The 24,822-nt window shown below is 42.3% G+C and carries 37 protein-coding genes and 2 pseudogenes; 28 read left to right on the top strand and 11 right to left on the bottom strand.

Annotated features, from left to right (window positions below; all coding sequences use genetic code 11):
- Window positions 1–187 precede the first annotated feature (187 nt).
- From F0316_RS18580 to F0316_RS18525, 10 genes are all read left to right on the top strand, one after another.
- Window positions 188–430, top strand: coding sequence for a hypothetical protein (locus F0316_RS18580; RefSeq protein ID WP_149560818.1), 243 nt, complete (start codon window positions 188–190; stop codon window positions 428–430).
- Window positions 431–725: 295 nt separating this feature from the next.
- The gene (locus F0316_RS18575) at window positions 726–959 is read left to right on the top strand and encodes a DUF3709 domain-containing protein (RefSeq protein WP_042990080.1); all 234 of its coding nucleotides are present in this window, start codon (window positions 726–728) and stop codon (window positions 957–959) included.
- A gap of 399 nt (window positions 960–1,358) precedes the next feature.
- The gene (locus F0316_RS20350; RefSeq protein ID WP_059261233.1) at window positions 1,359–1,595 is read left to right on the top strand and encodes a DUF3709 domain-containing protein; all 237 of its coding nucleotides are present in this window, start codon (window positions 1,359–1,361) and stop codon (window positions 1,593–1,595) included.
- Between the two features lie 271 nt (window positions 1,596–1,866).
- Window positions 1,867–2,688, top strand: a complete 822-nt coding sequence (locus F0316_RS18560; RefSeq protein WP_114773437.1) for a hypothetical protein — start codon at window positions 1,867–1,869, stop codon at window positions 2,686–2,688.
- A 387-nt stretch (window positions 2,689–3,075) separates the two neighbouring features.
- A complete protein-coding gene (locus F0316_RS18555; RefSeq protein WP_149560817.1) occupies window positions 3,076–3,684 on the top strand; it encodes a hypothetical protein in 609 nt (202 codons plus the stop codon).
- A gap of 146 nt (window positions 3,685–3,830) precedes the next feature.
- Entirely contained in the window at window positions 3,831–4,115 is a 285-nt protein-coding gene (locus F0316_RS18550; RefSeq protein WP_119781300.1) for a hypothetical protein, read from the top strand.
- A 146-nt stretch (window positions 4,116–4,261) separates the two neighbouring features.
- Window positions 4,262–4,945 carry an FRG domain-containing protein gene (locus F0316_RS18545; protein ID WP_000582687.1) on the top strand — a complete coding sequence of 228 codons (684 nt, stop codon included), beginning with the start codon at window positions 4,262–4,264 and terminating at the stop codon, window positions 4,943–4,945.
- 293 nt (window positions 4,946–5,238) lie between these two features.
- Window positions 5,239–5,421, top strand: coding sequence for a DUF645 family protein (locus tag F0316_RS18535; RefSeq protein WP_149560814.1), 183 nt, complete (start codon window positions 5,239–5,241; stop codon window positions 5,419–5,421).
- A gap of 178 nt (window positions 5,422–5,599) precedes the next feature.
- Window positions 5,600–5,905: a hypothetical protein gene (locus tag F0316_RS18530; RefSeq protein WP_229380538.1), complete on the top strand. Its 306-nt coding sequence runs from the start codon at window positions 5,600–5,602 to the stop codon at window positions 5,903–5,905.
- A 151-nt stretch (window positions 5,906–6,056) separates the two neighbouring features.
- On the top strand, window positions 6,057–6,509 hold the full coding sequence (locus F0316_RS18525) for a hypothetical protein (RefSeq protein ID WP_032469029.1): 453 nt from the start codon (window positions 6,057–6,059) through the stop codon (window positions 6,507–6,509).
- Window positions 6,510–6,650: 141 nt separating this feature from the next.
- Here F0316_RS18525 and F0316_RS18515 read toward each other — a convergent pair whose 3' ends face one another.
- Window positions 6,651–7,121, bottom strand: a complete 471-nt coding sequence (locus tag F0316_RS18515) for an RES family NAD+ phosphorylase (RefSeq protein WP_000784954.1) — start codon at window positions 7,119–7,121, stop codon at window positions 6,651–6,653.
- A complete protein-coding gene (gene parS, locus F0316_RS18510) occupies window positions 7,121–7,573 on the bottom strand; it encodes a type II RES/Xre toxin-antitoxin system antitoxin (protein ID WP_000024294.1) in 453 nt (150 codons plus the stop codon). Before parS ends, F0316_RS18515 begins: the two co-directional genes overlap by 1 nt.
- A 226-nt stretch (window positions 7,574–7,799) precedes the next feature.
- On the opposite strand from parS, the gene F0316_RS18500 reads away from it, so the two are divergent.
- Window positions 7,800–8,333 carry a GNAT family N-acetyltransferase gene (locus F0316_RS18500; RefSeq protein ID WP_055035881.1) on the top strand — a complete coding sequence of 178 codons (534 nt, stop codon included), beginning with the start codon at window positions 7,800–7,802 and terminating at the stop codon, window positions 8,331–8,333.
- A 116-nt stretch (window positions 8,334–8,449) separates the two neighbouring features.
- Here F0316_RS18500 and F0316_RS18490 read toward each other — a convergent pair whose 3' ends face one another.
- Window positions 8,450–8,749: a type II toxin-antitoxin system RelE/ParE family toxin gene (locus F0316_RS18490; RefSeq protein ID WP_000802136.1), complete on the bottom strand. Its 300-nt coding sequence runs from the start codon at window positions 8,747–8,749 to the stop codon at window positions 8,450–8,452.
- Window positions 8,746–8,988 carry a type II toxin-antitoxin system ParD family antitoxin gene (locus F0316_RS18485; RefSeq protein WP_001107719.1) on the bottom strand — a complete coding sequence of 81 codons (243 nt, stop codon included), beginning with the start codon at window positions 8,986–8,988 and terminating at the stop codon, window positions 8,746–8,748. The genes F0316_RS18490 and F0316_RS18485 overlap by 4 nt, the downstream gene beginning before the upstream one ends.
- A 210-nt stretch (window positions 8,989–9,198) precedes the next feature.
- On the opposite strand from F0316_RS18485, the gene F0316_RS18480 reads away from it, so the two are divergent.
- The 17 genes and pseudogenes from F0316_RS18480 to F0316_RS18380 all read left to right on the top strand — a co-directional run bounded on the left by F0316_RS18480 (window position 9,199) and on the right by F0316_RS18380 (window position 19,344).
- Window positions 9,199–9,756: a hypothetical protein gene (locus F0316_RS18480; RefSeq protein WP_149560813.1), complete on the top strand. Its 558-nt coding sequence runs from the start codon at window positions 9,199–9,201 to the stop codon at window positions 9,754–9,756.
- A gap of 167 nt (window positions 9,757–9,923) precedes the next feature.
- On the top strand, window positions 9,924–10,523 hold the full coding sequence (locus tag F0316_RS18475) for an outer membrane beta-barrel protein (RefSeq protein ID WP_000777735.1): 600 nt from the start codon (window positions 9,924–9,926) through the stop codon (window positions 10,521–10,523).
- A 160-nt stretch (window positions 10,524–10,683) separates the two neighbouring features.
- Complete coding sequence (locus F0316_RS18465) at window positions 10,684–11,100, top strand: lysozyme inhibitor LprI family protein (RefSeq protein ID WP_027694820.1); 417 nt, start codon at window positions 10,684–10,686, stop codon at window positions 11,098–11,100.
- A 158-nt stretch (window positions 11,101–11,258) separates the two neighbouring features.
- The gene (locus F0316_RS18460; RefSeq protein WP_000248690.1) at window positions 11,259–11,573 is read left to right on the top strand and encodes a DUF4144 domain-containing protein; all 315 of its coding nucleotides are present in this window, start codon (window positions 11,259–11,261) and stop codon (window positions 11,571–11,573) included.
- 152 nt (window positions 11,574–11,725) lie between these two features.
- Window positions 11,726–12,379: a hypothetical protein gene (locus F0316_RS18455; RefSeq protein WP_057573342.1), complete on the top strand. Its 654-nt coding sequence runs from the start codon at window positions 11,726–11,728 to the stop codon at window positions 12,377–12,379.
- A 150-nt stretch (window positions 12,380–12,529) separates the two neighbouring features.
- Window positions 12,530–12,922 carry a nuclear transport factor 2 family protein gene (locus tag F0316_RS18450; protein WP_055052334.1) on the top strand — a complete coding sequence of 131 codons (393 nt, stop codon included), beginning with the start codon at window positions 12,530–12,532 and terminating at the stop codon, window positions 12,920–12,922.
- A 349-nt stretch (window positions 12,923–13,271) separates the two neighbouring features.
- Window positions 13,272–13,334, top strand: a pseudogene (locus tag F0316_RS20090) (DUF645 family protein); the annotation flags it as partial.
- On the top strand, window positions 13,324–13,422 hold the full coding sequence (locus F0316_RS20085; protein WP_230078617.1) for a Tfp pilus assembly protein: 99 nt from the start codon (window positions 13,324–13,326) through the stop codon (window positions 13,420–13,422). The pseudogene F0316_RS20090 and the gene F0316_RS20085, both read left to right, overlap by 11 nt.
- A 170-nt stretch (window positions 13,423–13,592) precedes the next feature.
- Window positions 13,593–13,985 (top strand): nuclear transport factor 2 family protein, encoded by a 393-nt coding sequence (locus F0316_RS18435; protein WP_055052334.1) that lies wholly within the window; start codon window positions 13,593–13,595, stop codon window positions 13,983–13,985.
- Between the two features lie 137 nt (window positions 13,986–14,122).
- On the top strand, window positions 14,123–14,815 hold the full coding sequence (locus tag F0316_RS18430; protein WP_142629042.1) for a DUF4145 domain-containing protein: 693 nt from the start codon (window positions 14,123–14,125) through the stop codon (window positions 14,813–14,815).
- Window positions 14,816–15,035: 220 nt separating this feature from the next.
- Window positions 15,036–15,089 (top strand): annotated as a pseudogene (locus F0316_RS20405) (hypothetical protein); the annotation flags it as partial.
- The gene (locus F0316_RS18420; protein WP_149560810.1) at window positions 15,086–15,265 is read left to right on the top strand and encodes a DUF3709 domain-containing protein; all 180 of its coding nucleotides are present in this window, start codon (window positions 15,086–15,088) and stop codon (window positions 15,263–15,265) included. The pseudogene F0316_RS20405 and the gene F0316_RS18420, both read left to right, overlap by 4 nt.
- Window positions 15,266–15,601: 336 nt before the next feature.
- Window positions 15,602–16,045, top strand: coding sequence for a GNAT family N-acetyltransferase (locus tag F0316_RS18415; RefSeq protein ID WP_011150490.1), 444 nt, complete (start codon window positions 15,602–15,604; stop codon window positions 16,043–16,045).
- Between the two features lie 133 nt (window positions 16,046–16,178).
- Window positions 16,179–16,628: a GyrI-like domain-containing protein gene (locus tag F0316_RS18405; RefSeq protein WP_001026799.1), complete on the top strand. Its 450-nt coding sequence runs from the start codon at window positions 16,179–16,181 to the stop codon at window positions 16,626–16,628.
- A gap of 152 nt (window positions 16,629–16,780) precedes the next feature.
- A complete protein-coding gene (locus F0316_RS18400) occupies window positions 16,781–17,092 on the top strand; it encodes a hypothetical protein (RefSeq protein ID WP_149560809.1) in 312 nt (103 codons plus the stop codon).
- A gap of 89 nt (window positions 17,093–17,181) precedes the next feature.
- Window positions 17,182–18,222, top strand: a complete 1,041-nt coding sequence (locus tag F0316_RS18395; protein ID WP_057569038.1) for an IS481-like element ISVvu4 family transposase — start codon at window positions 17,182–17,184, stop codon at window positions 18,220–18,222.
- 822 nt (window positions 18,223–19,044) lie between these two features.
- Entirely contained in the window at window positions 19,045–19,344 is a 300-nt protein-coding gene (locus F0316_RS18380) for a hypothetical protein (protein ID WP_057563739.1), read from the top strand.
- A gap of 70 nt (window positions 19,345–19,414) precedes the next feature.
- Here the strand turns inward: F0316_RS18380 and F0316_RS18375 are convergent, their stop codons facing one another.
- From F0316_RS18375 to F0316_RS18330, 7 genes are all read right to left on the bottom strand, one after another.
- Complete coding sequence (locus F0316_RS18375; RefSeq protein WP_057569038.1) at window positions 19,415–20,455, bottom strand: IS481-like element ISVvu4 family transposase; 1,041 nt, start codon at window positions 20,453–20,455, stop codon at window positions 19,415–19,417.
- Window positions 20,456–20,705: 250 nt separating this feature from the next.
- Complete coding sequence (locus F0316_RS18365; RefSeq protein ID WP_001009012.1) at window positions 20,706–21,335, bottom strand: type B-5 chloramphenicol O-acetyltransferase CatB9; 630 nt, start codon at window positions 21,333–21,335, stop codon at window positions 20,706–20,708.
- Between the two features lie 142 nt (window positions 21,336–21,477).
- Window positions 21,478–21,654 carry a GNAT family acetyltransferase gene (locus tag F0316_RS18355; RefSeq protein WP_149560806.1) on the bottom strand — a complete coding sequence of 59 codons (177 nt, stop codon included), beginning with the start codon at window positions 21,652–21,654 and terminating at the stop codon, window positions 21,478–21,480.
- Window positions 21,655–21,725: 71 nt separating this feature from the next.
- Window positions 21,726–22,646 carry an IS5-like element ISVch8 family transposase gene (locus F0316_RS18350; RefSeq protein ID WP_149560805.1) on the bottom strand — a complete coding sequence of 307 codons (921 nt, stop codon included), beginning with the start codon at window positions 22,644–22,646 and terminating at the stop codon, window positions 21,726–21,728.
- A gap of 520 nt (window positions 22,647–23,166) precedes the next feature.
- Window positions 23,167–23,526: a VOC family protein gene (locus tag F0316_RS18340; protein WP_149560804.1), complete on the bottom strand. Its 360-nt coding sequence runs from the start codon at window positions 23,524–23,526 to the stop codon at window positions 23,167–23,169.
- Between the two features lie 211 nt (window positions 23,527–23,737).
- Window positions 23,738–23,896 (bottom strand): DUF645 family protein, encoded by a 159-nt coding sequence (locus F0316_RS20400; protein ID WP_149560875.1) that lies wholly within the window; start codon window positions 23,894–23,896, stop codon window positions 23,738–23,740.
- A gap of 305 nt (window positions 23,897–24,201) precedes the next feature.
- Window positions 24,202–24,768: a hypothetical protein gene (locus tag F0316_RS18330; RefSeq protein WP_000551289.1), complete on the bottom strand. Its 567-nt coding sequence runs from the start codon at window positions 24,766–24,768 to the stop codon at window positions 24,202–24,204.
- Window positions 24,769–24,822 lie beyond the last annotated feature (54 nt).

The following is a 24,822-nucleotide window of genomic DNA, read 5'->3' as shown; positions in this document are numbered from 1 at the left end:
GAGGGACTGTCAACGCGTGGCGTTTCCAGTCCCATTGAGCCGCGGTGGTTTCGGTTGTTGTGATTGAGTTTGGTGTTAATGCGTTGCCAGCCCCTTAGGCGGGCGTTAGCTCTCTTTCAAAGTTTATCGCGGAGTCCAAAAAGCCAAGCTGGATTTGAAATTTTTTAGCAATATTTCAGGAGATAGTATGAGCACAAGGTTTTGTGAAAAGTGTGGGAAGAACACTGAACATAAAGAAGTGATGAAACAAAAGCCATCAAAGTACGGTAAGTCCAAAAGAGAGCAGTTCAAAGCATTTCTAGATGGATTTTTTAGTAGTTCGGTAGCCTCTTTACCTGGTGGCGTTTCGTTAGAATTAACAGATAGATATGTTGTTTGTGCTGTGTGTGGCAGCGCAACTTTAGAAAATCATGGTGAACAATTCCAGTAACCTATTCGCTAAGCAGAGAGCTAACAAACGCCTCAAGAGGGACTGTCAACGCGTGGCGTTTCCAGTCCCATTGAGCCGCGGTGGTTACGGTTGTTGTGATTGAGTTTGGTGTTATGCGTTGCCAGCCCCTTAGGCGGGCGTTATGCTTAATCCATAAAAATCAGCAGGTTGTGATTGTCAGTTCCTTTGGCATTTCGTTCAGGTTTTGTCGGCAATTCAATATTGTTTGTCGCTGCCTAATGAAGCGGTAATGTGTCTGGCGTTGTAAATTCTGAGTGATTGCCTCATTGGGTTTTTGCGTCCACGCGAGGTGAGTTTTGCTCTCTCAAGTCGCTTTGAGCAATTTGGTGCCTTTACTTATGGGCTGAAAGTCTGTCGGCAATTGAGCATTGTTTTTCGCTGCCTAATGAAACAGCAATGTGTCTGTCGCTTTAAGTTTCAGCATCATTGCCTCATTGAGTTGTTGTGCCCATGCGTGGTGAGTGAGTTTGTCGGAGAGGGTTTCCACATTGGCCTAGTTGCTAAATGAAAGCCTGCATTGGTCAGTTCATAGGTAAAAAATGAGCCAGTTCAAATTCAAGAAACTCGAAGTTTGGCCAATGATTTCAGTGGGTTATTATTGGTTTGGTTCAAATGTAAAGTGTTGAAGCTTAAGCATAACAAACGCCTCAAGAGGGACTGTCAACGCGTGGCGTTTCCAGTCCCATTGAACCGCGGTGGTTTTGGTTGTTGTGTTTGAGTTTAGTGGTATGCGTTGCCAGCCCCTTAGGCGGGCGTTATGCTTAATCCATTAAAATCAGTAGGTTGTGGTTGTCGACTCCTTTGGCATTTCATTCAGGTTTTGTCGGCAATTCAATATTGTTTTTCGCTGCCTAATGAAGCAGCAATGTGTTTGGCGTTGTAAATTCTAAGTGATTGCCTCATTGGAATGTTGAGTCTGCGTGGGGTGAATGTTGCTGGCTCAAGTCGTTTTGAGCAGTTTGGTGCCTTTACTTACAGGCTTAAAGTCTGTCGGCAATTGAGCATTGTTTTGCGCTACTTAATGAAACAGCAATATGTTTGTCGCTTTAAGTTTCAGCATCATTGCCTCATTGAGTTGTTGTGCCCATGCGTGGTGAGTGAGTTTGTCGGAGAGGGTTTCCACATTGGCCTAGTTGCTAAATGAAAGCCTGCATTGGTCTGTTCATAGGTAAAAGTTGCGCCAGTTCTAATTCAAGGAAACTCGGAGTTTGGTCAATGATTTCAGTGGGTTATTCTTGAGTAGGTTCAAATGTAAAGTGTTGAAGCTTAAGCATAACAAACGCCTCAAGAGGGACTGTCAACGCGTGGCGTTTCCAGTCCCATTGAGCCGCGGTGGTTTCGGTTGTGGTGTTTGAGTTTAGTGTTAATGCGTTGCCAGCCCCTTAGGCGGGCGTTAGGCTAATAGGTGTATATTTGTGCTAGTTTTTGAAGAAGAATATCGATTACTGTCGCAGGAAGGGCATTTAACTAAATCGAGTTTGCTCTCAGGTTTAGATGCTATCCGACGAGCAAATATCGATGATTATGGAAGAGGCTTTTTTTACTCGGGTTTGTTTGAACTGTCTATTGGTTTCGAACGATTAATGAAAATTGTAATTGTTCTACAACATAAGCTAGACAATAAAAATACTAATCCGACAAACAAACAGTTAAGAAATTATGGTCACAACATCATAGAGCTTTATAAGGTATGTTGCGAAGTTGCGTCCAAGCATGAGGTACAAACTGAAATAACAGATAAACAGCAAAAGATTCTAAATGTACTATCTACTTTTGGAACAGGCTCTAGGTACTACAATCTTGACCAAATAACAGATTCATCAAAGCATGATGACCCTCTAAAAATGTGGTCTCATGTACTTTCCTATCATATTTGGGGTTTAAAGCCTAATGTTAGGCAAAAACTCGAAACGGATGCTTTTGCGTACGTAGATAGAACTGGACAAGCTGATGCTTATTATCCGGGGCGAAATATTAATGGTGAGCCAATGCTAATGTCAGAGTACCACTATCTGTATCATGCTACTGAAAAGGCAAATTATCAGGTTGTATGGTCAATAATTTCTATGTTGGAACCATTTTATGACCTATTAAACGAGTTGTGTCATAAATTACATCAACTGGCTGATTCATTGGGTAACAAACAGACGGTGCCCTATATGTATGAGTTTTTCCCTTTCTTTTTAACGCCTAGAAGTATTGTAATTAGGAAAAAAAGATGGAGTGTCGAGTATTAGCCTAACAAACGCCTCAAGAGGGACTGTCAACGCGTGGCGTTTCCAGTCCCATTGAGCCGCGGTGGTTTCGGTTGTTGTGTTTGAGTTTAGTGGTATGCGTTGTCAGCCCCTTAGGCGGGCGTTATGTTGAGAAATGGCGTTTTAAAGTACAGTAAAAATCTAAGTGAGAATGAGTTTATGAGAGTAATAATTGTTTTGTTGGTTTCAATAATTAGTGCCTCTTGCAGTAACACGCCAAGGGAGTCCAAATATAGTTCAAATGATACCTCATTCAAAAAAACCTTTTTGTTTGGTTGTAACATTAAATATCCGAATTCTGAAAAGCTATGCGAATGTCGGGCTGACGTCATATATGAATCTACCCCACCGGAGGTTAGAAGTCGGTTCATGACTGATCCTTCCGGCACGCAAATGGAAGTGGTTTCTGTAATGTTAAAGAATACTGATAAATTAGAAGCTTGTGGAAAACCACCCACTAGTAAAAATAATGGAAAAGAGCCTATTCCAACGGTGTGTTACTCAGGCTCTGATAAGCCAGTATACTATCTTGGCGAGTCTGAATTAGGAAAGTTGTTATTAACTGAGGAGCAACTAAAGCTCATTAATAGTGTTGATCACAAGGTATCGATGGATGAACTAAAAAGTAACTTCTATTCTTCTGTATCAGAAGAAATGAAGGAGTTTAGTAATGCCATAGATTCGCAGTTGAACTCTGACAGTGAAAAAAAGAAACTTAACGTTAATAAAATATTTGCTAAAGCTGCAAGTAAATCGGTTCAGTGTACTGACGAAAATATACGGAAATTTTATACCACCGAAGAGGTTGAAGCATTATATAAACTACATTATGCAGGATACTCTAAGGAGGACGCCATGGAAGCCATTTTCCAGCAGGGGGTTCTGAGACGAAATCTAGATGGAGTTAGAGAGTCTCAGCAAAGAGAGGAGCTTGGCAAATACTTTAAATGTGAAATGACAATTTGCATGAGAAACTAAATCAACATAACAAACGCCTCAAGAGGGACTGTCAACGCGTAGCGTTTCCAGTCCCATTGAGCCGCGGTGGTTTCGGTTGTTGTGTTTGGGTTTAGTGGTATGCGTTGCCAGCCCCTTAGGCGGGCGTTATGTAGCAAGAGGAATTTATGAAAATCGATAGCACCAATATCAAGTACATAAATTTGTCAGATTGCCTCCATATGAAGATTAAGATTACTGGCAAATCAAATAGAAAAGGCAGTGGTAAAACCGCCGGTGGGAAAGAAAACTGCTCTGGATTTAACATTAATAAATATGTTTTCGACGGAATGTCAGTCAATGAATACCAAACGATGATAGCTAAAAGATTTCTCAAAGAAGACCCGCAGTTTTCACTGACAAAGCACTTAAAGTACGATATCGAAAATGGTTTTTACGAACTCCGTGATTAGCTACATAACAAACGCCTCAAGAGGGACTGTCAACGCGTGGCGTTTCCAGTCCCATTGAGCCGAAGTGGTTACGGTTGTTGTGTTTGAGTTTAGTGTTAATGCGTTGCCAGCCCCTTAGGCGGGCGTTATGTGAATGGAAGATATTAATGATTATCGAGGCTGCTGAGATTCAGGGCTTAGCAAATTACATCGAGTCAATGGAAATTGCTCCATTGTTCGGGAATAAGGTTTTATTTCGCGGTCAGCCAGTAAAAGGTAATTTGCTTCCGAGTGTGGCCCGCGAAGATAAAACCAAAGACACAACTGATTTTGAAAAATATGCTTTGGAGCAAATGCGCCTAATCGGTTCTAGTTTATTAAGCCCTAAAGATGAAGATGATTGGCATGCTATTGTAAAGGCACAACATCATGGCTTGAAAACCCGCTGTTTGGATTGGACATCAAATCCAATGGTTGCGCTATGGTTTGCATGTTCAAATAGTTCAGAAATCGACTCTTACGTTTATATGCTAGTTGCTGATCGTGCTGCTCTTCCTGACAAAACTAAATCACCTTTTGAGCAGGAGCATGTTTGTATATTGCAACCAAATTATGAAAGTCCAAGAGTTAGTGCTCAACATGGATGGCTTACTGTTCATAACTATTCAAATGGGCAATTTACACCTTTAGAAGATAGTGAAGACGAGCAGATGTGGCTGTGTGAGTATCTAATCCCACAGAGAATTAAAGCTGAAATTCTTATTAGTTTAGATCGATGTGGTATTAATCAAAGTACCATTTTTCCTGATTTAGACGGGTTGTGTGGATACCTTAATAGAAAATTCACATAACAAACGCCTCAAGAGGGACTGTCAACGCGTGGCGTTTCCAGTCCCATTGAGCCGCGGTGGTTTCGGTTGTTGTGTTTGAGTTTAGTGTTATGCGTTGTCAGCCCCTTAGGCGGGCGTTAGTTTCTCTCAGGAAAAGTCATCAGAAATTCAAGCGCAAGACTCTGAAAAATCAGCCTTTAGTGTTCAAGTCGTACAATTGGGCTTTTGAGTTTTGCTTGATGCTGATTTGGTAGAAAGCGTTGAAAGTTCAGCAGTTTCAAGGTCGCTGAGAACTAGCAAGCTTCGATGCTTCAATGTTGTTGGATGCTCAACACTGGAAGTTTGGTTTCACAAATAGCTGCATCATCGCTGTGATCTGGTTTTCTTTGTCGCCGAGTCTTAACCGTGGCCAACTTAACCTTGATCGTTTTAAGTTTTGGCTGCCAACTTCACAGCTTTTGGCGTTGGACATGTGCTTGTTCGATGCATTTGCGTAAAATGACTTTCAAGCAAATGTGTTAAAAAAGTCATTGCTAAACAATAGGCTACGAAACTAACAAACGCCTCAAGAGGGACTGCCAACGCGCGGGATTTCCAGTCCCAATGAGCCGTGGTGGTTACGATGTTGTGTTTGAGTTTAGTGGTAGTGCGTTGCCAGCCCCTTAGGCGGGCGTTATGAGTAATTTTGAGGACAGCAATAGACATATGGAACGAAAAAGGCAAATTGAGTGGTTAAAGATTCAAAAGAAAGGCTTTTTCAGGCACTTTTTAGGGTGTGGTTTAGGATTTAGTATTCCAGTCATTTTAGGTGGTGCATTTGTCCAAAATGATTTTTACCTAGATTTGTCTCCAATTGTGTCGTACCGAGTTTATTTAACGACGTTATTTGGTGCCGCTTTTTTTGCTGGTTGTGACTGGTTTTTCAAAAGTAGAGAGTACAAAAAATACAAAGAAAAACTATTGCGGAAAAATCACTCATAACAAACGCCTCAAGAGGGACTGTCAACGCGTGGCGTTTCCAGTCCAATGAGCCGCGGTGGTTGCAGTTGTTGTGTTTGAGTTTAGTGTTATGCGTTGTCAGCCCCTTAGGCGGGCGTTATGCGTCTTTGGAGTCCACAAGTAAGGAGGTATTGTGTTTATAGAAAAGTATCAGTGGTTCTATGCCGCTCTTTCAGGTTATTCAGCCACTTCACTATTGGTTCTTACTAACGTGAGTCCTGCTAACTTTGGTTTTTGGCTTGTACTGGCAACAATTGCGTTCGCGATATGCTTACCTGTATATGCCACATTTTCGATGACGTATTGGATATTTCTAAAGTACAAAGTTCCCCAAAAGAATGTAGCTCTGCTAATTAATAGCCCTAAAAGTCAGAAGGCAACAATTTACAGTATGTATTTAATTGCGTTTGGTTCTTTATCTTTAATCATCCATCTAAGTTATCTCGCTGGAGTTGCAGCTGCAATTGCCTTGTACTTTAGTAAAAAGTTTCAGTCATATTGCTTATACAAAGTAGGCATCACAAATCAGTGGTTGGATGCAATAGAAAGAAACCCAGGTAACGCACCCAATTTAGAACCTAACTAAAATACGCATAACAAACTGCTTAAGAGGGATTCGCAACGCGTGGCATTTTTACTATGCGTTGAATTTAGTGATTAAGGTAGTTTGCGGTGGCTTCGGTATTGCGTTGCTCACCCCTTAGCAGGGCGTTAGGGCTCAAATCTTCTACTTGAAGATCCGTTGATCAAAGCTGAAATCCAGTTTCTCGGCTTTGTTAAATATCTCGGGCATAAGTGGATGATTTGGATTAACGACATAGTTGCGGTCTCTGGGGGAGATCGTTGATGGAACTTGAAGTGCTGCAAATTCAGGGTTTTCTGCCTTTAAAAACTGGTCTCCAATCTCTTGGGTTTGTTCACTGGCGGGTATTGCCCTCCAGTTGTTTGGGAGATCCTCATTTTCTAGTTGCACAATCAGCTCATCAGGCACATCAATTCGATAAAGGTCATATTTATGAATGAGTTCCGGATCGTTGTTTATGTGAACAAACACCTCAAGAACACACAACGATTCCGACTCAGCAAAATAAAGCGCTTCAATCCCTTTTGAATTCCATCGTCCTCCGAATAGCTTTGCTCCCATAGGATTAAAAGGCGTATCTGCAAATTTCTTCTGAGTGAGCCTGTACATCTTCATTAAGAGAAGACTCCATGCTCAACACGACCAATGAGATCTTTAACGGTTTCGAAGTCGACAGTTGTTGCAATCATATCTAGTGGACGCTTTCCGTTAAGACCATAGACATTCTCACGCATCCATTCTAATGCGCGCTGTTCATTACCAAAAAGGTCAGTGGCAAGTTTGATAAGCATGGCAAGGCGATACATAACATCACTCTCTTGAGTGCTGAACCTCTCTTCATTCTTGAGTCTACGCTTTATTGTGCTGATTGGGATAAGAGTAACGTTATGAAACTCGCTCTGAGACAATTTGGCTTTCTCAACAATATTGCGATAGACAATGGGTTTAAAACCTTGATGTATAGCGGTATTCTTTGATGTGTCTTCATCTTCAATGCCAAGTGTATACCAAAAGTTAGGTTGGTAAGATGGCTTAGGTTTAAAGCTTTTGAGTGTAGTATTAGCCATAATAGTGATCCTTTTGGTTCATATGGTCCATACATATTGGCTCAATTGGTCCTTTGGGTCAACTTTAAAGAATTTGCGCCCTAACAAACGCCTCAAGAGGGACTGTCAACGCGTGGCGTTTCCAGTCCCATTGAACCGCGGTGGTTTCGGTTGTTGTGTTTGAGTTTAGTGGTGATGCGTTGTCAGCCCCTTAGGCGGGCGTTAGTTGCTCTTTGGAAAAATCACTATGAAACATGACTTATCAGTCGATGTTAGGCCAGCACAGGAAAATGAGTTAGAGCGTGTGTTTAAGCTGATGACTGAGCATAACGAATGGACTCGATTTAATGCTCCTTACTTTCCGTATTCTCATCCGACTTTGGCTGATTTTGCGGATTCAACCTTCCAACGGTTATTGGTTGGTTCAGATATGCAGTTAGTCATTTGTAATGAATTACCCGTTGGGACGGTGAGTTGTTATTGGGAATGTGAGGAAACCCGTTGGCTTGAAGCTGGTATTGTCATTTATGACGAAAGTTATTGGGGAAAAGGGATCGCATCAATAGCATTATCTCAATGGATTTCGTATCTGTTCGAAACACAAGAAATAGAGCGGGTAGGCATGACAACATGGTCGGGAAATGATCGCATGATGTCATTAGCGACAAAGCTAGGTTTGAAGCAAGAGGCACGGCTGCGGAAAGTTCGTTATTACCAAGGGATCTATTATGATTCAGTGAAATATGGTGTGATTCGAAGCGAATGGGAAGTACGCAACTAACAAACGCCTCAAGAGGGACAGTCAACGCGCGGCGTTTCCAGTCCCATTGAGCCGCGGTGGTTACGGTTGTTGTGTTTGAGTTTAGTGTTATGCGTTGCCAGCCCCTTAGGCGGGCGTTATGCGCCGAATATTGGGTTCACATCCATGCTCTTATGAAGAATTCGGATCACCCGAATTTGTTGGCTGCCGGTTTGCTGATAAAAGATGACGTGACTCCCTTGGGGAAATTTTCTGTATCCCTCTCGGATTTCATCGCATGATTTACCAATGTCGGGATTTTCCGCTAAAAGCCAAAAGGAATCATCGAATTGCTTTAAATAAACATTTCGCTGCTCTTTTCCCCAGCGTCGTTGAGTGAATAAAGCAATATCACGTAAATCGGCTTTGGCGGCGACGGTAAGATTAAATGGTTTCATCGAATGTTTTCACTATCGAGTTCATTGATGAAGCTATCAAGGTCATAATCAGCGTCACCACTTTGCTCTCCTTCAATAAGTAGTTGACGGAGTGACTGTAGTTTGGTTTCTTGGTTTTCGAGTAGACGTAGCGCAGAGCGAATGACTTCACTTGCTGAGCCGTAACGTCCACTTTGTATTTGGCTTGTAATAAAGCCATCGAAGTGTTCACCAAGAGTGATACTTGTATTTTTAGCCATGAGCTCATCTCCATAAATACCAAAAAGTACCTAATTATGGTATCAAATGGCATTTTGGGCAAGGCGCGCATAACAAACGCCTCAAGCGGGACTGTCAACGCGTGGCGTTTCCAGTCCCCAATGGGCTGCGGTGGTTACGGCTGTTGTGTTTGAGTTTAGTGGTATGCGTTGCCAGCCCCTTAGGCGGGCGTTATACAAACGGAGGTAACTTTGAATCTGGATGACTTGGGACTTGAAACGTTGCCACTTCAAAGAGAGCTGATTGAGTCTGTTTTATTCTCATTTATGCATGAAGAAAATGTGGTTGCAGGTGTTTTACTTGGTTCACTTGCAGCGGGTACTGGCGATAGAGTTTCCGATGCGGATGTTCTTATCTTTACTCAAAACAACTTTCATAATGACTCTAATCGCTGCTTTCAGACATTCGAGTCGGGAAAAGAGATTTTCTATTGTTTAAGCGGGGCTCACAACGAAAATGCTTATTTCAGAAAGTACATTTTTGGTGACCTGACAAGTGCTGAAATTCATTGTCTAGATTTAAGTGAGCCTTTCGAGATATCAAAACCATTTAAGGTGCTGTTTGATAAAACAGGAATGGTTGAAAGCCGATTAACCGACATTCCTGCGCCGAAGCACGAAGATTTCCCAACTTATGTTCATGATAACAAAGGTTTGATTTGGGAGCTTTTCGATTGCATCAAGTGGCTAAGCCGAGATAACAACCAATTGGCTAAAAACTATTTAAAAAAGCTATCAGAAAAACTGTGAATGTTTGTATAACAAACGCCTCAAGAGGGACTGTCAACGCGCGGCGTTTCCAGTCCCATTGAGCTGCGGTGGTTGCAGTTGTTGTGTTTGAGTTTGGTGGTAATGCGTTGCCAGCCCCTTAGGCGGGCGTTATGCCACCTTCAATTAACTTTTCTATAAGGAAATAAATGAAATTATCAAATTTGGCGTTTTTGAGTTGTATGGTTTTTACGCAAAATGTGTACGCGAGTGCGGAACCGAGTATCAACGAGCCAGAACGAGAGTTTTATATTGGTCTGGGGCTTTCATTTGCGAACACTATTATGTTGGAAAGTGGTGGCATATCACTTGAAGAAAATAGTGATTTTGGTAAGTCTGGTTTTGGGCTTTCTGCTGGATATGAATTTACGACTCACAAACAGGTTAGTATTGACGTAGAGGCTGAATATCGTCAGCTTGGTAAAGTGAATTATTCAAATATTCTAGATGTTTCGGGTAGTGGGGTGTTTGTTAACGTTAAACCGAAGCTATTTGTGAACTATGAATTTGGTGATGTTTATCTTGCTCCATTTGGTGGTGTTGGTTTAGTGAAAGTCGATGCCAAATCCCCCATAAACAATATTGCAGAGTCTGAAACCGAGTTAGGTTATCAATTGGGAATAGAGCTTGGTTTTAAAGTGAACAGGTCGATGGACATAATGATTGGCTATCGCTCAGCTCAGGTCGAAGTTGACAGCGTAACTACCAGTTTTGGCAGTGGTTATCTTGGTGGTAGGTATTACTTCTAAGTACGGAGTGGCGGTGGCATAACAAACGCCTCAAGAGGGACTGTCAACGCGCGGCGTTTCCAGTCCCATTGAGCCGCGGTGGTTGCAGTTGTTGTGTTTGAGTTTGGTTGTTATGCGTTGTCAGCCCCTTAGGCGGGCGTTATGTGCTTTGGAGAAAATAATGAAAAAGTGGCTGCTAGTTATGCTTGCAAGTTTTTCTAGTGTTGTAAGTGCTGAAAACGAGTCTCTTGATTGTAAGAATGCGATGAATACACTTGAGATTAATCAGTGTGCAAGTATGGCTTTAGATTCAGCTCAAGCGGAACTAACAAAATATCTTGAAGCGAGTTTTGAGCATAATGCGAATGATCCTGATTTGGTCAGTGCAATCCAAGTGGCTCAGAAAGATTGGCAAAGTTACATGTCTTCTCATTGCAATTCGGTATATACACAATGGCGGGATGGTTCAATTCGTGGTGTTTTGGCGATATCTTGCAAAACGCAGTTAACGAGACAGAGAACACATGAAATCTGGAAGAATTTCTTAACCTATATGGATAGCACGGCGCCGGTTTTGCCAGAGCCCAGTATGGAATAAATAGTCAAGCACGCACATAACAAACGCCTCAAGAGGGACTGTCAACGCGTGGCGTTTCCAGTCCCATTGAGCCGCGGTGGTTATGGTTGTTGTGTTTAAGTTTGGTTGTTATGCGTTGCCAGCCCCTTAGGCGGGCGTTATGTTTATCGGAGAAGTTCATGGTCAATTGGCCTTGTATTTTGAAATTAGATGGTGACGATGAGCTTGTTTATTTGGACTCTGAGGCTGATTTGAATTGCGAGTGTGTGGATCTGATCGTTAGTCCGAGCGATCGAGTCATTGATTCTGAAGGTTTTGTCTATTCAATAGTTTCAAATGACTCAGCAGTTAGCTTGATTGGAAGTTCAACCCAGATTTCAGCAGAGGAAGCGTCTAGGTTGATTCAACGTCATGAGTTTTGTTTAGCGGAAGTCTGTTTGACAAAAATTCAGTTTAAAACAGTCGCTGAAGCATTTAACTGTTTGAAATATTAGGCTAAATAAACATAACAAGCACCTCAAGAGGGACTGTCAACGCGTGGCGTTTCCAGTCCCATTGAGCCGCGGTGGTTTCGGCTGTTGTGTTTGAGTTTTGTGGTATGCGTTGCCAGCCCCTTAGGCGGGCGTTAGCTGTATAGGAGTCACAAGTGACTGATGTTTTTGATGAAACTTCTTTATGGGTTGTTTTGACCTCAATAATTGCTGTGTTCCTACCATTAATAAAACTCGCACATCACATATTGCATTCAAATAAATCTCATAAGGTACAAAGCTTAGATGTTTTATTTAGAGTTGCAGGTGAAAAAAACAATATAACTAACAAGTTTATAATGGAGCAGATTTTTGCCAATCAATTTAGAATGGATGTTGATTATGAAACCATAGAGGCTTTATTAAGTTGCCAATCACCCTCGGAAGCCATAAATCTTTATCGAAATTCTGTAAGATATTTAGAGTTGAAAAATGGTGAGTTTAAATTTAAAAACAAATACCAGTTTCGTACAAGAAGACGAATAGAATATTACATTCGACCTATAGTAAATCACTTACTATATTGGGTTTTTGGTATGGCGTCTGGATTTAGTGGTTTATACCTTTATCATTGCTTTAGTATTGATACATTTTTTGATGTAAAGTACTTTTTATTCAACGGAGTATATTGGATGATTGCATCAATTTTTAGTTTCTGTACAGCAATAATTGCGATTAGATTTCTTATAGATAAAGCAAGTGTCAAAAAAGCAGAAAAATTGATTCATATAACAAAGATGAACAAGATTAATAAAAAATGGTACTACTGAGCATACAGCTAACAAACGCCTCAAGAGGGACTGTCAACGCGAGGCGTTTCCAGTCCCAATGAGCCGCGGTGGTTTCGGCTGTTGTGATTGAGTTTTGTGGTAATGCGTTGTCAGCCCCTTAGGCGGGCGTTATGTGCTAATGGAGAAAATATGAATTCCAAGGATGTTGTATTGTCATTCTGGAATGCCATGAAAACCAATGACTTTGCCAAAGCAAGTGAGTGGTTAAGCTTGGATTTCGAAGGTTTTTGGCCTCAGTCAGGCGAATTGATTCTTGGCCGAGAGAATTTTGTAGCCATTAATGCGCACTATCCTGCAAATGGTCATTGGTTATTCAACATTCACTCTGTTGTATGTGAAGGCGATAGCGTTGTAACGGATGTATCGATAACAGATGGTGTGCAAAAAGCCAGAGCTATTACATTCCATACTGTTGAGAATGGATTAATCACTAAACAAAAAGAGTTTTGGCCTGACGAGATGCCACCTCAAGCATGGCGAGCTCAATGGGTTAAAATCGTATCGAATCAACCACGCACATAACAAACGCCTCAAGAGGGACTGTCAACGCGCGGCGTTTCCAGTCCCATTGAGCCGCGGTGGTTACGGCTGCTGTGTTTGAGTTTTGTGGTGTGCGTTGCCAGCCCCTTAGGCGGGCGTTAGCTTCTTAAAGCGAAAATCATCAAAATCTGGGTTTGATTGCTTTGAAAACTCAGTTTTTAGTATTCAAATTTCACAACTTGGCTTTCGAGTTTTTCTGATGCCGATTTGGTAGAAAGTGTTGAAAGTTCAGCAGGTTCAAAGCCGCTGAAAATCCACAAGCCTCGATGCTTCAAGGTTGTCGGATATTCAGTACGGCAAGTGTGGTTCCACAAAAGGCTGCATCATCGCTGTGATCTGGCTTTCTTTGTCGCGGACTCTTAACTGTGGCCAACTTAGCCTAGATCGTTTTAGGTTTTGGCAGCCAGCTTCACAGCTTTTGGCGTTGGACGTGTGTTTGTGTAATGCTTTTGCGTAAAATGGATTTCAAGCAAATGTGTTAAAAATCCATTGTTAAACAATAGGCTATGAAGCTAACAAACGCCTCAAAGGGACTGCCAACGCGTGGCGTTTCCAGTCCCATTGAGCCGCGGTGGTTACGGTTGTTGTGTTTGAGTTTAGTGTTATGCGTTGTCAGCCCCTTAGGCGGGCGTTATGTGCTAATGGAGAAAATATGAATTCCAAGGATGTTGTATTGTCATTCTGGAATGCCATGAAAACCAATGACTTTGCCAAAGCAAGTGAGTGGTTAAGCTTGGATTTCGAAGGTTTTTGGCCTCAGTCAGGCGAATTGATTCTTGGCCGAGAGAATTTTGTAGCCATTAATGCGCACTATCCTGCAAATGGTCATTGGTTATTCAACATTCACTCTGTTGTATGTGAAGGCGATAGCGTTGTAACGGATGTATCGATAACAGATGGTGTGCAAAAAGCCAGAGCTATTACATTCCATACTGTTGAGAATGGATTAATCACTAAACAAAAAGAGTTTTGGCCTGACGAGATGCCACCTCAAGCATGGCGAGCTCAATGGGTTAAAATCGTATCGAATCAACCACGCACATAACAAACGCCTCAAGAGGGACTGTCAACGCGCGGCGTTTCCAGTCCCATTGAGCCGCGGTGGTTACGGCTGCTGTGTTTGAGTTTTGTGGTGTGCGTTGCCAGCCCCTTAGGCGGGCGTTAGCCTTCAGGAGTAAGCGAGTGGGAAAAATCACCAAAGAATTTAACCTTGAAAATGTATCCAGTGAAAAGTTCAAATTTATTTGTAATGAGTGTTCTCGAGAAACATCCCACAAAATCATAGCCTCATATCATGAGAGTGGGTCTGATGAATGTGACGGGAATAATTACATGACATGGAATGAGCGTAATCAAATCATCCAATGTTTAGGATGTGAGACAGTGTCTTTCCGTGTTGAATTCGATCATTCAGAGGATACAGATTATAGCCCTGAACATGATCTTCTTATACCCAATGTAAGAGAGAAATATTTCCCAACTCGAACTCATCAGCTCAGAGAAATAAATACATATCTACTTCCCATTGACGTGCAAAGAATATATGAAGAAACGGCATCTGCAATTAGTCATGGTTTCTTCATTCTGGCTGGAATTGGTATTCGTGCTTTAATCGAAGCTGTATGTAAGGAAAAAAATGCTGGCGGTCGTAATTTGTATGAAAAAATTGACTCATTACACAAGATGTCAGTTGTAACAAAAGAAGGTTCAGATACATTACAAAAGCTTAGAGGCTTGGGAAATGAAGCTGCACATGAAGTTAAACCGCAAAGTGAAGAGCAGTTGTATACAGCAATGCAAATCATTGACCATATGTTAGAAGGTACATACATAATACCTAAGCAGGTTCTTCAGATATTTGGTGCTGAAGGCTAACAAACGCCTCAAGAGGGACTGTCAACGCGTGGCGTTTCCAGTACCATTGAGTCGCGGTGGTTTCGGTTGTTGTGTTTGAGGCTAGTGGTATGCGTTGCCAGCCCCTTAGGCGGGCGTTATGCTTAATCCATAAAATCAGTAGGTTGTGAATGTCGATTCCTTTGGCATTTCGTTCAGGTTTTGTCGGCAATTCAATATTGTTTTTCGCTGCCTAGTGAAGCGGCAATGTGTCTGGCGCTGTAAATTCTGGGTGATTGCCTCATTGGGTTTTTGAGTCTGGGCGAGGTTAGTATTGTTGGCTCAAGTCGCTTTGAGCAGTTTGGTGACTTTACTTACAGGCTTAAAGTCTGTCGGCAATTGAATATTGTTTTGCGCTGCCTAATGAAACGGCAATGTGTCTGTCGCTGTAAGTTTCAGTGTGATTGCCTCATTGAGTTATCGTGCCCATGAGTGGTGAGTGAGTTTGTCGGAGAGGTTTTCTACATTGGCCTAGTTGCTAAATGAAAGCCTGCATTGGTCAGTTCATAGGTAAAAGTTGAGTCAGTTCTAATTCAAGGAAGCTCGGAGTTTGGCCAATGATTTCAGTTGGTTATCATTGATTTGATTCAAATGTAAAGTGTTGAAGCTTAAGCATAACAAACGCCTCAAGAGGGACTGTCAACGCGCGGCGTTTCCAGTCCCATTGAGCCGCGGTGGTTGCAGTTGTTGTGTTTGAGTTTAGTGGTAGTGCGTTGTCAGCCCCTTAGGCGGGCGTTATGAGCACCCCAATAAAATGGTTTAGTAGTAATGTTTTATAAAGAGCGAGAAGCTACAGTTGACGACTATGAGTTTCTCTTTGAATTAAAGAAATTAGCAGAGTTTGATGCGATAAAGTCAGTGTTCGGTTGGGATGAAAGCTTGCAATGGAAGTTACATTTGGCCGAGTGGAACGAGGCAAAACCAACAATCATAGAAATTAGTGGAAAGCGTGCAGGTAGTTATCTCCTTCAAAACAAAGGTGACAGCCTATACTTTGGCCGGTTTTTCTTGCTTCCAGAATTTCATGGTAAAGGGATTGGCTCAAGCATACTGAAACAGTGTATTGCGATAGCTTCAAAAGAAAATAAACGCATAGAACTGTGTTACTTACAAGGCAGTCGAGTCGCTAGTTTGTATGGTCGACATGGTTTTTCAGTCACATCTGAAAACGAAAATTTTGTATTTATGGAACGCTTGGCTTCGTGCTCATAACAAAGCGTTAAAGAGGGATTCGTGCCGCGTGGCATTTTGGGTATGCGGTAATTTTTGTGGTGAAAGTGTCTGCGGAAAGTTGGTTTGTGCGGCGCTCACCCCTTAACGCGGCGTTATGTAACTAGGAGGAAATATGAACATCAGTGAAATGGATAGCTTCGATGTTACAGGCTTTGTTATCCGTACTAATAATGCGGATGAGGTATCACCATCTACTGCAAAAATCGGAGAACTTTGGGCTAGGTTTTACGCAAATGCGGCTCCAAAGCTAAATGAAAAATCAAAAGTTTTTGGTTTGTACACAAACTACGAGTCTGATTTTACAGGGGCTTTTGACGTTATCGCTTGCTCGGATACATTATCACCAGAAATATTACCAGACTCAGTACAAGTTACTGTTGCTTCAGGTAAGTACGTGACTTTTTCTGCGACCGGTGAAATGCCACAAGTAGTTATCGAACTTTGGGGTGATGTGTGGCGCTATTTCGGATCTGAAAGCTGTCCTTACAAACGAGCTTACACAACAGACTTTGAATATTATAAAAGTGCAAGTGAAGTCGAAATCTCTATCGCTATTAAATAGTTACATAACAAACGCCTCAAGAGGGACTGTCAACGCGCGGCGTTTCCAGTCCCATTGAGCCGCGGTGGTTATGGTTGTTGTGTTTGAGTTTAGTGGTAATGCGTTGCCAGCCCCTTAGGCGGGCGTTAGGTAATTAGGAATAGGTGATCTCATTGGCTAAAAACTTCTTTTTTTCAAAAGCAAGTTTCGAGAGGAAGCTATCCGATGCGGAAGTGTTGCATAAAAAGTATATGAATGAGCCCTTATGCACACATTTGGCTGATGAACTAGCACAAAAGCTATGGCTGTGTACGGATTATGCGCATAGAGAAAAGCTGTGTAATTGTACTTTTGAAAAAGTCAGAGATTGTCAAAGACAAATTCGAGAAGCATGCAGAGCATTGGCTGCAATTAATGATATTTGTGATTCAGATAAACACGCAGGAATAGATAGAGTAAAAGTTAGTTGTATTAGTTCCGACTAGATCTGACACTTCAATTTGAAAAGAAGAGAGTTACCCACTTTGATTAAAGGTGCTTAATCACTAGTCAAAGACAAAAAGAGGTAACTCTCATGCTTCATACTAGCAATCCAATCATCAAACACAAAGCGGGCCTTCTCAATCTTGCAGAAGAACTCGGTAATGTATCTAGAGCCTGTAAGGTTATGGGGGTATCAAGAGATACTTTCTACCGTTATCAAGAGTTGGTTGAGACGGGCGGTATTGATGCTCTGATTAACCAGAGCCGAAGAGCACCGAACTTAAAGAACCGTGTTGATAGTGAAACTGAGCAAGCCGTTATCAAATACGCCATCGACTTCCCAGCTCATGGACAAGTTAGAACGAGTAATGAATTACGTAAACTGGGGGTGTTTATCTCTCCAAGTGGCGTACGCTCAATCTGGCTTCGCAATGACCTAGAGAACTTCAAGAAACGTCTTATCGCACTGGAGAAACAGGTCGCAGAGAACGGTATTATCCTAACGGACGAGCAAGTCGCGGCTCTTGAGCGTAAGAAGCACGATGATGAGGCTTGTGGTGAGATAGAAACAGCGCATCCAGGTTATCTCGGCTCTCAAGACACGTTCTATGTTGGCAACTTGAAAGGTGTTGGGCGCATCTATCAACAAACCTTCGTTGATACCTACAGTAAAGTCGCCTTTGCCAAGCTCTACACAACGAAAACACCAATCACAGCAGCGGATATGTTGAATGATAAGGTTCTACCGTTCTTTGAGGCGCATGAACTGCCAATGCTGCGAATCTTGACTGACCGAGGCACTGAATACTGTGGTCGTGTTGAACAGCACGATTACCAGCTCTACCTAGCCATTAATGATATCGACCACACGAAAACTAAAGCGATGTCACCACAAACAAATGGTATCTGCGAGCGCTTCCACAAGACCATATTGAATGAGTTCTACCAAGTGACATTCAGAAAGAAACTGTATGGTTTTATCGAAGAGTTGCAGAAAGATCTGGACGAATGGATGGACTACTACAACAATCACCGTACTCATCAAGGAAAAATGTGCTGTGGCAGAACGCCGATAGAAACATTAAAGGATGGGAAATCAATCTGGGCTGAAAAGAATCTAGCCCAGATATAATCTGACAGGCACCAAGTCGAAAAGTGGGTAACTGTCAGATCAGGTCTGAATTAGTACAAGTTAGTTTGAGAAAAGTTAGCCAAAAACAAGGTAGTTTCTCTCGAGCATTTTGCTTCAAAAGCTTTGATACACCTGCTCTTGTAGTTGAATACAATGATGGAACTTCAATTGATTTTCAGGTTGTAGCCTGTGAGGCTTTGGAGTTCCTAAAAAATAATTACCTAACAAACGCCTCAAGAGGGACTGTCAACGCGTGGCGTTTCCAGTCCCAATGAGCCGCGGTGGTTGCAGTTGTTGTGTTTGAGTTTAATTGTTATGCGTTGCCAGCCCCTTAGGCGGGCGTTATGTGCTTTTTTGTTAAACACACCTTCTCTTCTTATTTATCCCAAGAAATTCAGGTTATTACATTCTCTCTGTCATGAATTTTATCGAATGTCGTTTGGCATAATATGCCCCCAAGACGCTGACTCTTAATCTAGGTTGACCTGCATTTGTCGTAAGCAAAATCGTTGGACTATTCAGTCTATTACCCTTACTTAAACGGTTTGAGGATCCCGATGCTCTTACTGATGACCATTGTAAGAAATTCCGAATTAGAAATGTAAAGTGGTATCAGCTCTCAATCGTAAGTTTCTAGAATTGAAAATATTCCATAAAAGGCATTACAGTCAGGCACATAACAAACGCTTCAAGCGGGACTGTCAACGCATAGCGTTTCCAGTCCCATTGAACCGAAGTGGTTACGGCTGTTGGTTTAAGCTGTGCGGTAGCGTTGCCAGCCCCTTAAGCGGGCGTTAGGTTGTTTCACAAAAGGAGTAACTAATGATTAAAGTTGAATACATTCTCGATGGGCAGGAAGGTGAGTTGGACTTGGCTGGATTGACGAGCTTTTCATCCAAAGAAGAGGTTGTTGAGTCTTGGGGCAAGTCGACCACATTGGAGCATTATTTAGTTGAAGATACTTTGGCGACTTTAAAACCAGAGGTGGATGCTTTTCCAATACCGCATGCTTGTGAACGTGGTGGTGAGCGAAATGTTATTTCACCTGAGAGTCAAGCTAAGAAGTTTGGTTTTACGAAGCTTGTTGGTTGCTTCGAAGGTGACAAAATAATTATTGTATAGACTAAATTTAAATGTACTAATTCAGACCTGATCTGACAGTTACCCACTTTTCGACTTGGTGCCTGTCAGATTATATCTGGGCTAGATTCTTTTCAGCCCAGATTGATTTCCCATCCTTTAATGTTTCTATCGGCGTTCTGCCACAGCACATTTTTCCTTGATGAGTACGGTGATTGTTGTAGTAGTCCATCCATTCGTCCAGATCTTTCTGCAACTCTTCGATAAAACCATACAGTTTCTTTCTGAATGTCACTTGGTAGAACTCATTCAATATGGTCTTGTGGAAGCGCTCGCAGATACCATTTGTTTGTGGTGACATCGCTTTAGTTTTCGTGTGGTCGATATCATTAATGGCTAGGTAGAGCTGGTAATCGTGCTGTTCAACACGACCACAGTATTCAGTGCCTCGGTCAGTCAAGATTCGCAGCATTGGCAGTTCATGCGCCTCAAAGAACGGTAGAACCTTATCATTCAACATATCCGCTGCTGTGATTGGTGTTTTCGTTGTGTAGAGCTTGGCAAAGGCGACTTTACTGTAGGTATCAACGAAGGTTTGTTGATAGATGCGCCCAACACCTTTCAAGTTGCCAACATAGAACGTGTCTTGAGAGCCGAGATAACCTGGATGCGCTGTTTCTATCTCACCACAAGCCTCATCATCGTGCTTCTTACGCTCAAGAGCCGCGACTTGCTCGTCCGTTAGGATAATACCGTTCTCTGCGACCTGTTTCTCCAGTGCGATAAGACGTTTCTTGAAGTTCTCTAGGTCATTGCGAAGCCAGATTGAGCGTACGCCACTTGGAGAGATAAACACCCCCAGTTTACGTAATTCATTACTCGTTCTAACTTGTCCATGAGCTGGGAAGTCGATGGCGTATTTGATAACGGCTTGCTCAGTTTCACTATCAACACGGTTCTTTAAGTTCGGTGCTCTTCGGCTCTGGTTAATCAGAGCATCAATACCGCCCGTCTCAACCAACTCTTGATAACGGTAGAAAGTATCTCTTGATACCCCCATAACCTTACAGGCTCTAGATACATTACCGAGTTCTTCTGCAAGATTGAGAAGGCCCGCTTTGTGTTTGATGATTGGATTGCTAGTATGAAGCATGAGAGTTACCTCTTTTTGTCTTTGACTAGTGATTAAGCACCTTTAATCAAAGTGGGTAACTCTCTTCTTTTCAAATTGAAGTGTCAGATCTAGTCGGAACTAATACAACTGATTTGTTGCTGGTTGGCAACTAACGCCCGCCTAAGGGGCTGGCAACGCATAACACTAAACTCAAACACAACAACTGCAACCACCGCGGCTCAATGGGACTGGAAACGCTACGCGTTGACAGTCCCTCTTGAGGCGTTTGTTATGTGCGTGCTTTTGACTGCCAATTGAGATAAAGCCCTTCAATGTCTGATGAACACAGAGACTGCATACTCTCTTTCAACCACGATTCTGGCCAATTCCACCATGCCATTTCAAGTAACATCGCTATTTCCACATCAGAAAATCTAAACTTGATATGTTTAGCAGGATTTGAACCGACCACTTCATAAGGTGCAACATCCTTAGTCACTACTGAACGACTGGCGATTATCGCTCCATGTCCAATTTTAACCCCAGGCATTATCATAGCCTCAGTGCCAATCCACACATCATGACCAATAATTGTGTCTCCTGAACGCGTAAAACCATCGCGTGCATCTGCAAAATTATCATTATCCTGATAGAAAAATGGGAATGTACTTATCCAATCACTGCGATGCCCTTGATTACCGGCCATCATAAATACAGCACCAGAGCCTATAGAACAAAAACTCCCTATGACTAACTTATCAACGTCATCTCTTTCTGGATGTAAATATCGCACACAATCATCGAAACTGTGCCCGTGATAATAACCAGAATAATAACTGTGTTTTCCCACAATAATGTTCGGATTTGTTACTTGCTGATCTAAGGGAATCCCAGAAAATGGAGACGTAAAGAAGTTCATTTTTAAATTTTCCTAAAAGCACATAACGCCCGCCTAAGGGGCTGGCAACGCATAACACTAAACTTAAACACAACAACCGTAACCACCGCGGCTCAATGGGACTGGAAACGCCACGCGTTGACAGTCCCTCTTGAGGCGTTTGTTATGCCAAAAGTACTCGCCTCATCAACTGCGCACTATCTCCATAACTGTTACACACTTCATGTTCTACACTTGTAAAACCCTGTTTTTGCCAAAATTGCATCGAATTCTGAACAGAAACTAGCAAGATTTCTTTGTAACCTGAAGCTGTCGCAACATTCACTAAATGCTCAATCATTTCTGAGCCAATACCTTGGCTTTGTTGCGTAATTCGTTTTCGAAGCCGAGTAGCCCTACTTAGATTGATAGTTAGCCAATACGGCAAGTTTTAGGCATACCAAGCCCTGTTATCTTATTTAACGCTTTGATCATCGCGTAAGTTTCACCAACTTGTGCGTTGTAATTTCTTAGACTTAATCGTCCACCAAGCAACTGTTTCACGCGATACATCGCCGTCTCGGATAGTGAACGCTTGTGGTAGCCATACCGCTCTTTCCAATGTTTATTCGAACCGAATAACTTTTGACAACCCACCGCTAAGTTTCTTGGATGACCTCGCTCCCAGAATGCTGCGCCTTCTCGTGGAGGGATGAGCGCTATCGCTCGTTTAATGCGGATTGCTGCGTGGCAACCCCTTGTGTCATAAGCACCATCGCCTGATATCTCAAGGATTTTTCGCCGTGTTTGCTTGAGCAAGTTAGGCAGCACCTCTGCATCAGTGACCGAAGATAAGCTCAACTCTGCGGCAATAATTTCGTGTGTACTCGTATCTACTGCGAGATGTAATTTTCGCCACACTCTGCGTTTACCATCCGTGCCATGTTTTTTGACTTTCCACTCACCCTCACCATAAACCTTGAGGCCAGTAGCATCGATAGCAAGGTGCTGAATCGGTCCTTTGGTTTTTGTTTTGAAACTCACGTTAACGTCTTTGGCTCGACGACTGATACAACTGTAGTGTGGGCAGCGCAGTGGGAGTTGGGCAAGTTGAAAAACGGAATCCATAAAGCCTTGCGAAGCACGCAGTGGCATGGAAAAGATACGCTTTACCATCAAAGCAGTAGTGATGGCTAAATCACTGAAAACACGAGGTCTCCCACGCTTGTTTTGCTTCCCTTGTTTCCACTCACTTATCGCTTCTTCGTCAATCCAAAAAGTCAGAGAACCACGATTGATGAGAGCTTGATTGTATTGTTTCCAGTTGTTTGTTTTGTAACGTGGTTTCGGCATGAGGCTACAGAGTGAATGAATGTAGCCGATCAGATCGTAAGCTATTGATTTAGTTCCATCGATTTACGCAACAAAGCCCAATACCTTTGCCAAACGTATGATTCGATACTGCCAAATCGTGGAGGAATAAAATTGAGCCTTCTGTACCTTTCGGTAATTTATTGAACAATTTCGGAGGAGTTCTACTATTCCAAGAATGCGCTAACAAATACCCCATTAATTGTTCATCATCTCGATAGGTAAAACAGCTACTTGGCGATCTTAGCCACTTATCTCTCAATACTTCCAGGCTCTCTGGTTCAACCAAATTATAGACTTCTGCTTGTAGTTTCAATATCTCAGACCAAGTGGTTTCCACGATAGATTCTATTGACATACTCCGACCTAAAATACTTTGGGCATAACGCCCGCCTAAGGGGCTGGCAACGCATAACACTAAACTAAAACGCAACAGCCGTAACCACCGCAGCTCATTGGGACTGGAAACGCAACGCGTTGACAGTCCCTCTTGAGGCGTTTGTTATGCGCGTGCTTCAGACCAAACAGCAAATTCATTACCACTTGGTTCTGTAAAATGAAAACGACAACCACCAGGAAACTCAAAGATAGGACGGATGATATGACCGCCATTTTTCACGACTTTTTCTAAAGTGGCTTCAATGTCTGAACTGTAGAAAATTAACAATGCGCTACCATTTTTAGTCCGACTAGAAAGCTCAGCCTTGAAAAAACCACCGTCTAACCCTTCATTTGAAAATGCTGCATATTCAGGTCCATAGTCAACAAAGCTCCAGCCAAAAACCTTTGAAAAGAACGCTTTCGTTGACTCTAAGTCTTTCGCTGCAAATTCTACATAATTGAGTTTTCCATGCTGATTCATTGTTAACTCCTGTCAATTTTTCCAATTAGCGCATAACGCCCGCCTAAGGGGCTGACAACGCATAACAACCAAACCCAAACACAACCACCGAAACCACCGCAGCTCAATGGGACTGGAAACGCCGCGCGTTGACGGTCCCTCTTGAGGCGTTTGTTAGCTTCGTAGCCCATTGTTTAACAATGGCTTTTAACACATTTGCTTGAAATCTATTTTACGCAAAAGCATCACACAAACACACGTCCAACGCCAAAAGCTGTGAAGCTGTGAAGCTGTGAAGCTGTGAAGCTGGCTGCCAAAACCTAAAACGATCTAGGCTAAGTTGGCCACGGTTAAGAGTCCGCGACAAAGAAAGCAAGATCACAGCGATGATGCAGCCTTTTGTGAAACCAAACTTTCAACACTTTCTACCAAATCGGCATCAGAAAAACTCGAAAGCCAAGTTGTGAAATTTGAACGCTAAAAGCTGATTTTTCACAACAAATGAGCTTAGATTTTGATGGTTCTAGTCTTTAAGAAGCTAACGCCCGCCTAAGGGGCTGGCAACGCATGACCACTAAACTCAAACACCACAACCGAAACCACCGCGGCTCAATGGGACTGGAAACGCCACGCGTTGACAGTCCCTCTTGAGGCGTTTGTTAGAATTATTTTCAACGATATCTGAGACTATTTAATCTAGCTCTTAACTTTCATCCCAAAATTAGACAAAATCTCTCTAATATCCGTTTCGGGCTCTTCAATATCCACATAATTTACTGCACTATCGGACAGGAAATGCTGCATTAGAGGGTCGATAACTTCATATATAAACTTGACTGATTCTCGTCTGAAATCTGTTCCGTCATTAGGCAACGCGAAATGCTGAATCGTATTTCTTAATTTTCCAAACGATTTATATGTTTCTATATTTGGGACCTTATAACCCGTTGCCGCCCAAAGTTTTTCTGGTAACTCACTATATTGTAAGGTAGCACCCTTTTCAAACATATGCTCAATAGATAAAAGCTCTCCATTAACTGAAGTTGATTTCGGGATATTTGAGAATATAAGTAATGGATGTTCTTGAGCTATAAAAGACTTTATCAGCAATTCTGCAGCTTGAGCTGATTGAAGTACCCCAAAAACTCCTTCGTCCAAATATGTATCATAGCTCGAATATAGGGCGTTTTTTTGAGCTTGAGCTAATATACCTAATCCCAGGACTAACAAGTGGTCTGAAACATTTTTCAAATCGTTATGCATACTTCCTCTGATAATTCTAACGCCCGCCTAAGGGGCTGGCAACGCACTACCACT

The sequence above is a fragment of the Vibrio cholerae genome, assembly GCF_008369605.1.
Classification (GTDB): Bacteria; Pseudomonadota; Gammaproteobacteria; order Enterobacterales; family Vibrionaceae; genus Vibrio; species Vibrio cholerae.
This window is presented reverse-complemented; position numbering and strand designations above follow the sequence as displayed.

Coding starts and splice junctions, on each gene's coding strand:
- F0316_RS18340 (WP_149560804.1), bottom strand. CDS start 23,526: ATGAATCAGCATGGAAAACTCAATTATGTAGAATTTGCAGCGAAAGAC.
- F0316_RS18500 (WP_055035881.1), top strand. CDS start 7,800: ATGAAACATGACTTATCAGTCGATGTTAGGCCAGCACAGGAAAATGAG.
- F0316_RS18450 (WP_055052334.1), top strand. CDS start 12,530: ATGAATTCCAAGGATGTTGTATTGTCATTCTGGAATGCCATGAAAACC.
- F0316_RS18535 (WP_149560814.1), top strand. CDS start 5,239: ATGTTGTTGGATGCTCAACACTGGAAGTTTGGTTTCACAAATAGCTGC.
- F0316_RS18545 (WP_000582687.1), top strand. CDS start 4,262: ATGATTATCGAGGCTGCTGAGATTCAGGGCTTAGCAAATTACATCGAG.
- F0316_RS18365 (WP_001009012.1), bottom strand. CDS start 21,335: ATGAACTTCTTTACGTCTCCATTTTCTGGGATTCCCTTAGATCAGCAA.
- F0316_RS18355 (WP_149560806.1), bottom strand. CDS start 21,654: ATGATTGAGCATTTAGTGAATGTTGCGACAGCTTCAGGTTACAAAGAA.
- F0316_RS18530 (WP_229380538.1), top strand. CDS start 5,600: ATGAGTAATTTTGAGGACAGCAATAGACATATGGAACGAAAAAGGCAA.
- F0316_RS18405 (WP_001026799.1), top strand. CDS start 16,179: ATGAACATCAGTGAAATGGATAGCTTCGATGTTACAGGCTTTGTTATC.
- F0316_RS18550 (WP_119781300.1), top strand. CDS start 3,831: ATGAAAATCGATAGCACCAATATCAAGTACATAAATTTGTCAGATTGC.
- F0316_RS18375 (WP_057569038.1), bottom strand. CDS start 20,455: ATGCTTCATACTAGCAATCCAATCATCAAACACAAAGCGGGCCTTCTC.
- F0316_RS18435 (WP_055052334.1), top strand. CDS start 13,593: ATGAATTCCAAGGATGTTGTATTGTCATTCTGGAATGCCATGAAAACC.
- F0316_RS18415 (WP_011150490.1), top strand. CDS start 15,602: ATGTTTTATAAAGAGCGAGAAGCTACAGTTGACGACTATGAGTTTCTC.
- F0316_RS18380 (WP_057563739.1), top strand. CDS start 19,045: ATGATTAAAGTTGAATACATTCTCGATGGGCAGGAAGGTGAGTTGGAC.
- F0316_RS18330 (WP_000551289.1), bottom strand. CDS start 24,768: ATGCATAACGATTTGAAAAATGTTTCAGACCACTTGTTAGTCCTGGGA.
- F0316_RS18515 (WP_000784954.1), bottom strand. CDS start 7,121: ATGAAGATGTACAGGCTCACTCAGAAGAAATTTGCAGATACGCCTTTT.
- F0316_RS18555 (WP_149560817.1), top strand. CDS start 3,076: ATGACTGATCCTTCCGGCACGCAAATGGAAGTGGTTTCTGTAATGTTA.
- F0316_RS20350 (WP_059261233.1), top strand. CDS start 1,359: ATGTTGAGTCTGCGTGGGGTGAATGTTGCTGGCTCAAGTCGTTTTGAG.
- F0316_RS18465 (WP_027694820.1), top strand. CDS start 10,684: ATGAAAAAGTGGCTGCTAGTTATGCTTGCAAGTTTTTCTAGTGTTGTA.
- F0316_RS18475 (WP_000777735.1), top strand. CDS start 9,924: ATGAAATTATCAAATTTGGCGTTTTTGAGTTGTATGGTTTTTACGCAA.
- parS (WP_000024294.1), bottom strand. CDS start 7,573: ATGGCTAATACTACACTCAAAAGCTTTAAACCTAAGCCATCTTACCAA.
- F0316_RS18485 (WP_001107719.1), bottom strand. CDS start 8,988: ATGGCTAAAAATACAAGTATCACTCTTGGTGAACACTTCGATGGCTTT.
- F0316_RS18490 (WP_000802136.1), bottom strand. CDS start 8,749: ATGAAACCATTTAATCTTACCGTCGCCGCCAAAGCCGATTTACGTGAT.
- F0316_RS18460 (WP_000248690.1), top strand. CDS start 11,259: ATGGTCAATTGGCCTTGTATTTTGAAATTAGATGGTGACGATGAGCTT.
- F0316_RS18350 (WP_149560805.1), bottom strand. CDS start 22,646: ATGCCGAAACCACGTTACAAAACAAACAACTGGAAACAATACAATCAA.
- F0316_RS18580 (WP_149560818.1), top strand. CDS start 188: ATGAGCACAAGGTTTTGTGAAAAGTGTGGGAAGAACACTGAACATAAA.
- F0316_RS18395 (WP_057569038.1), top strand. CDS start 17,182: ATGCTTCATACTAGCAATCCAATCATCAAACACAAAGCGGGCCTTCTC.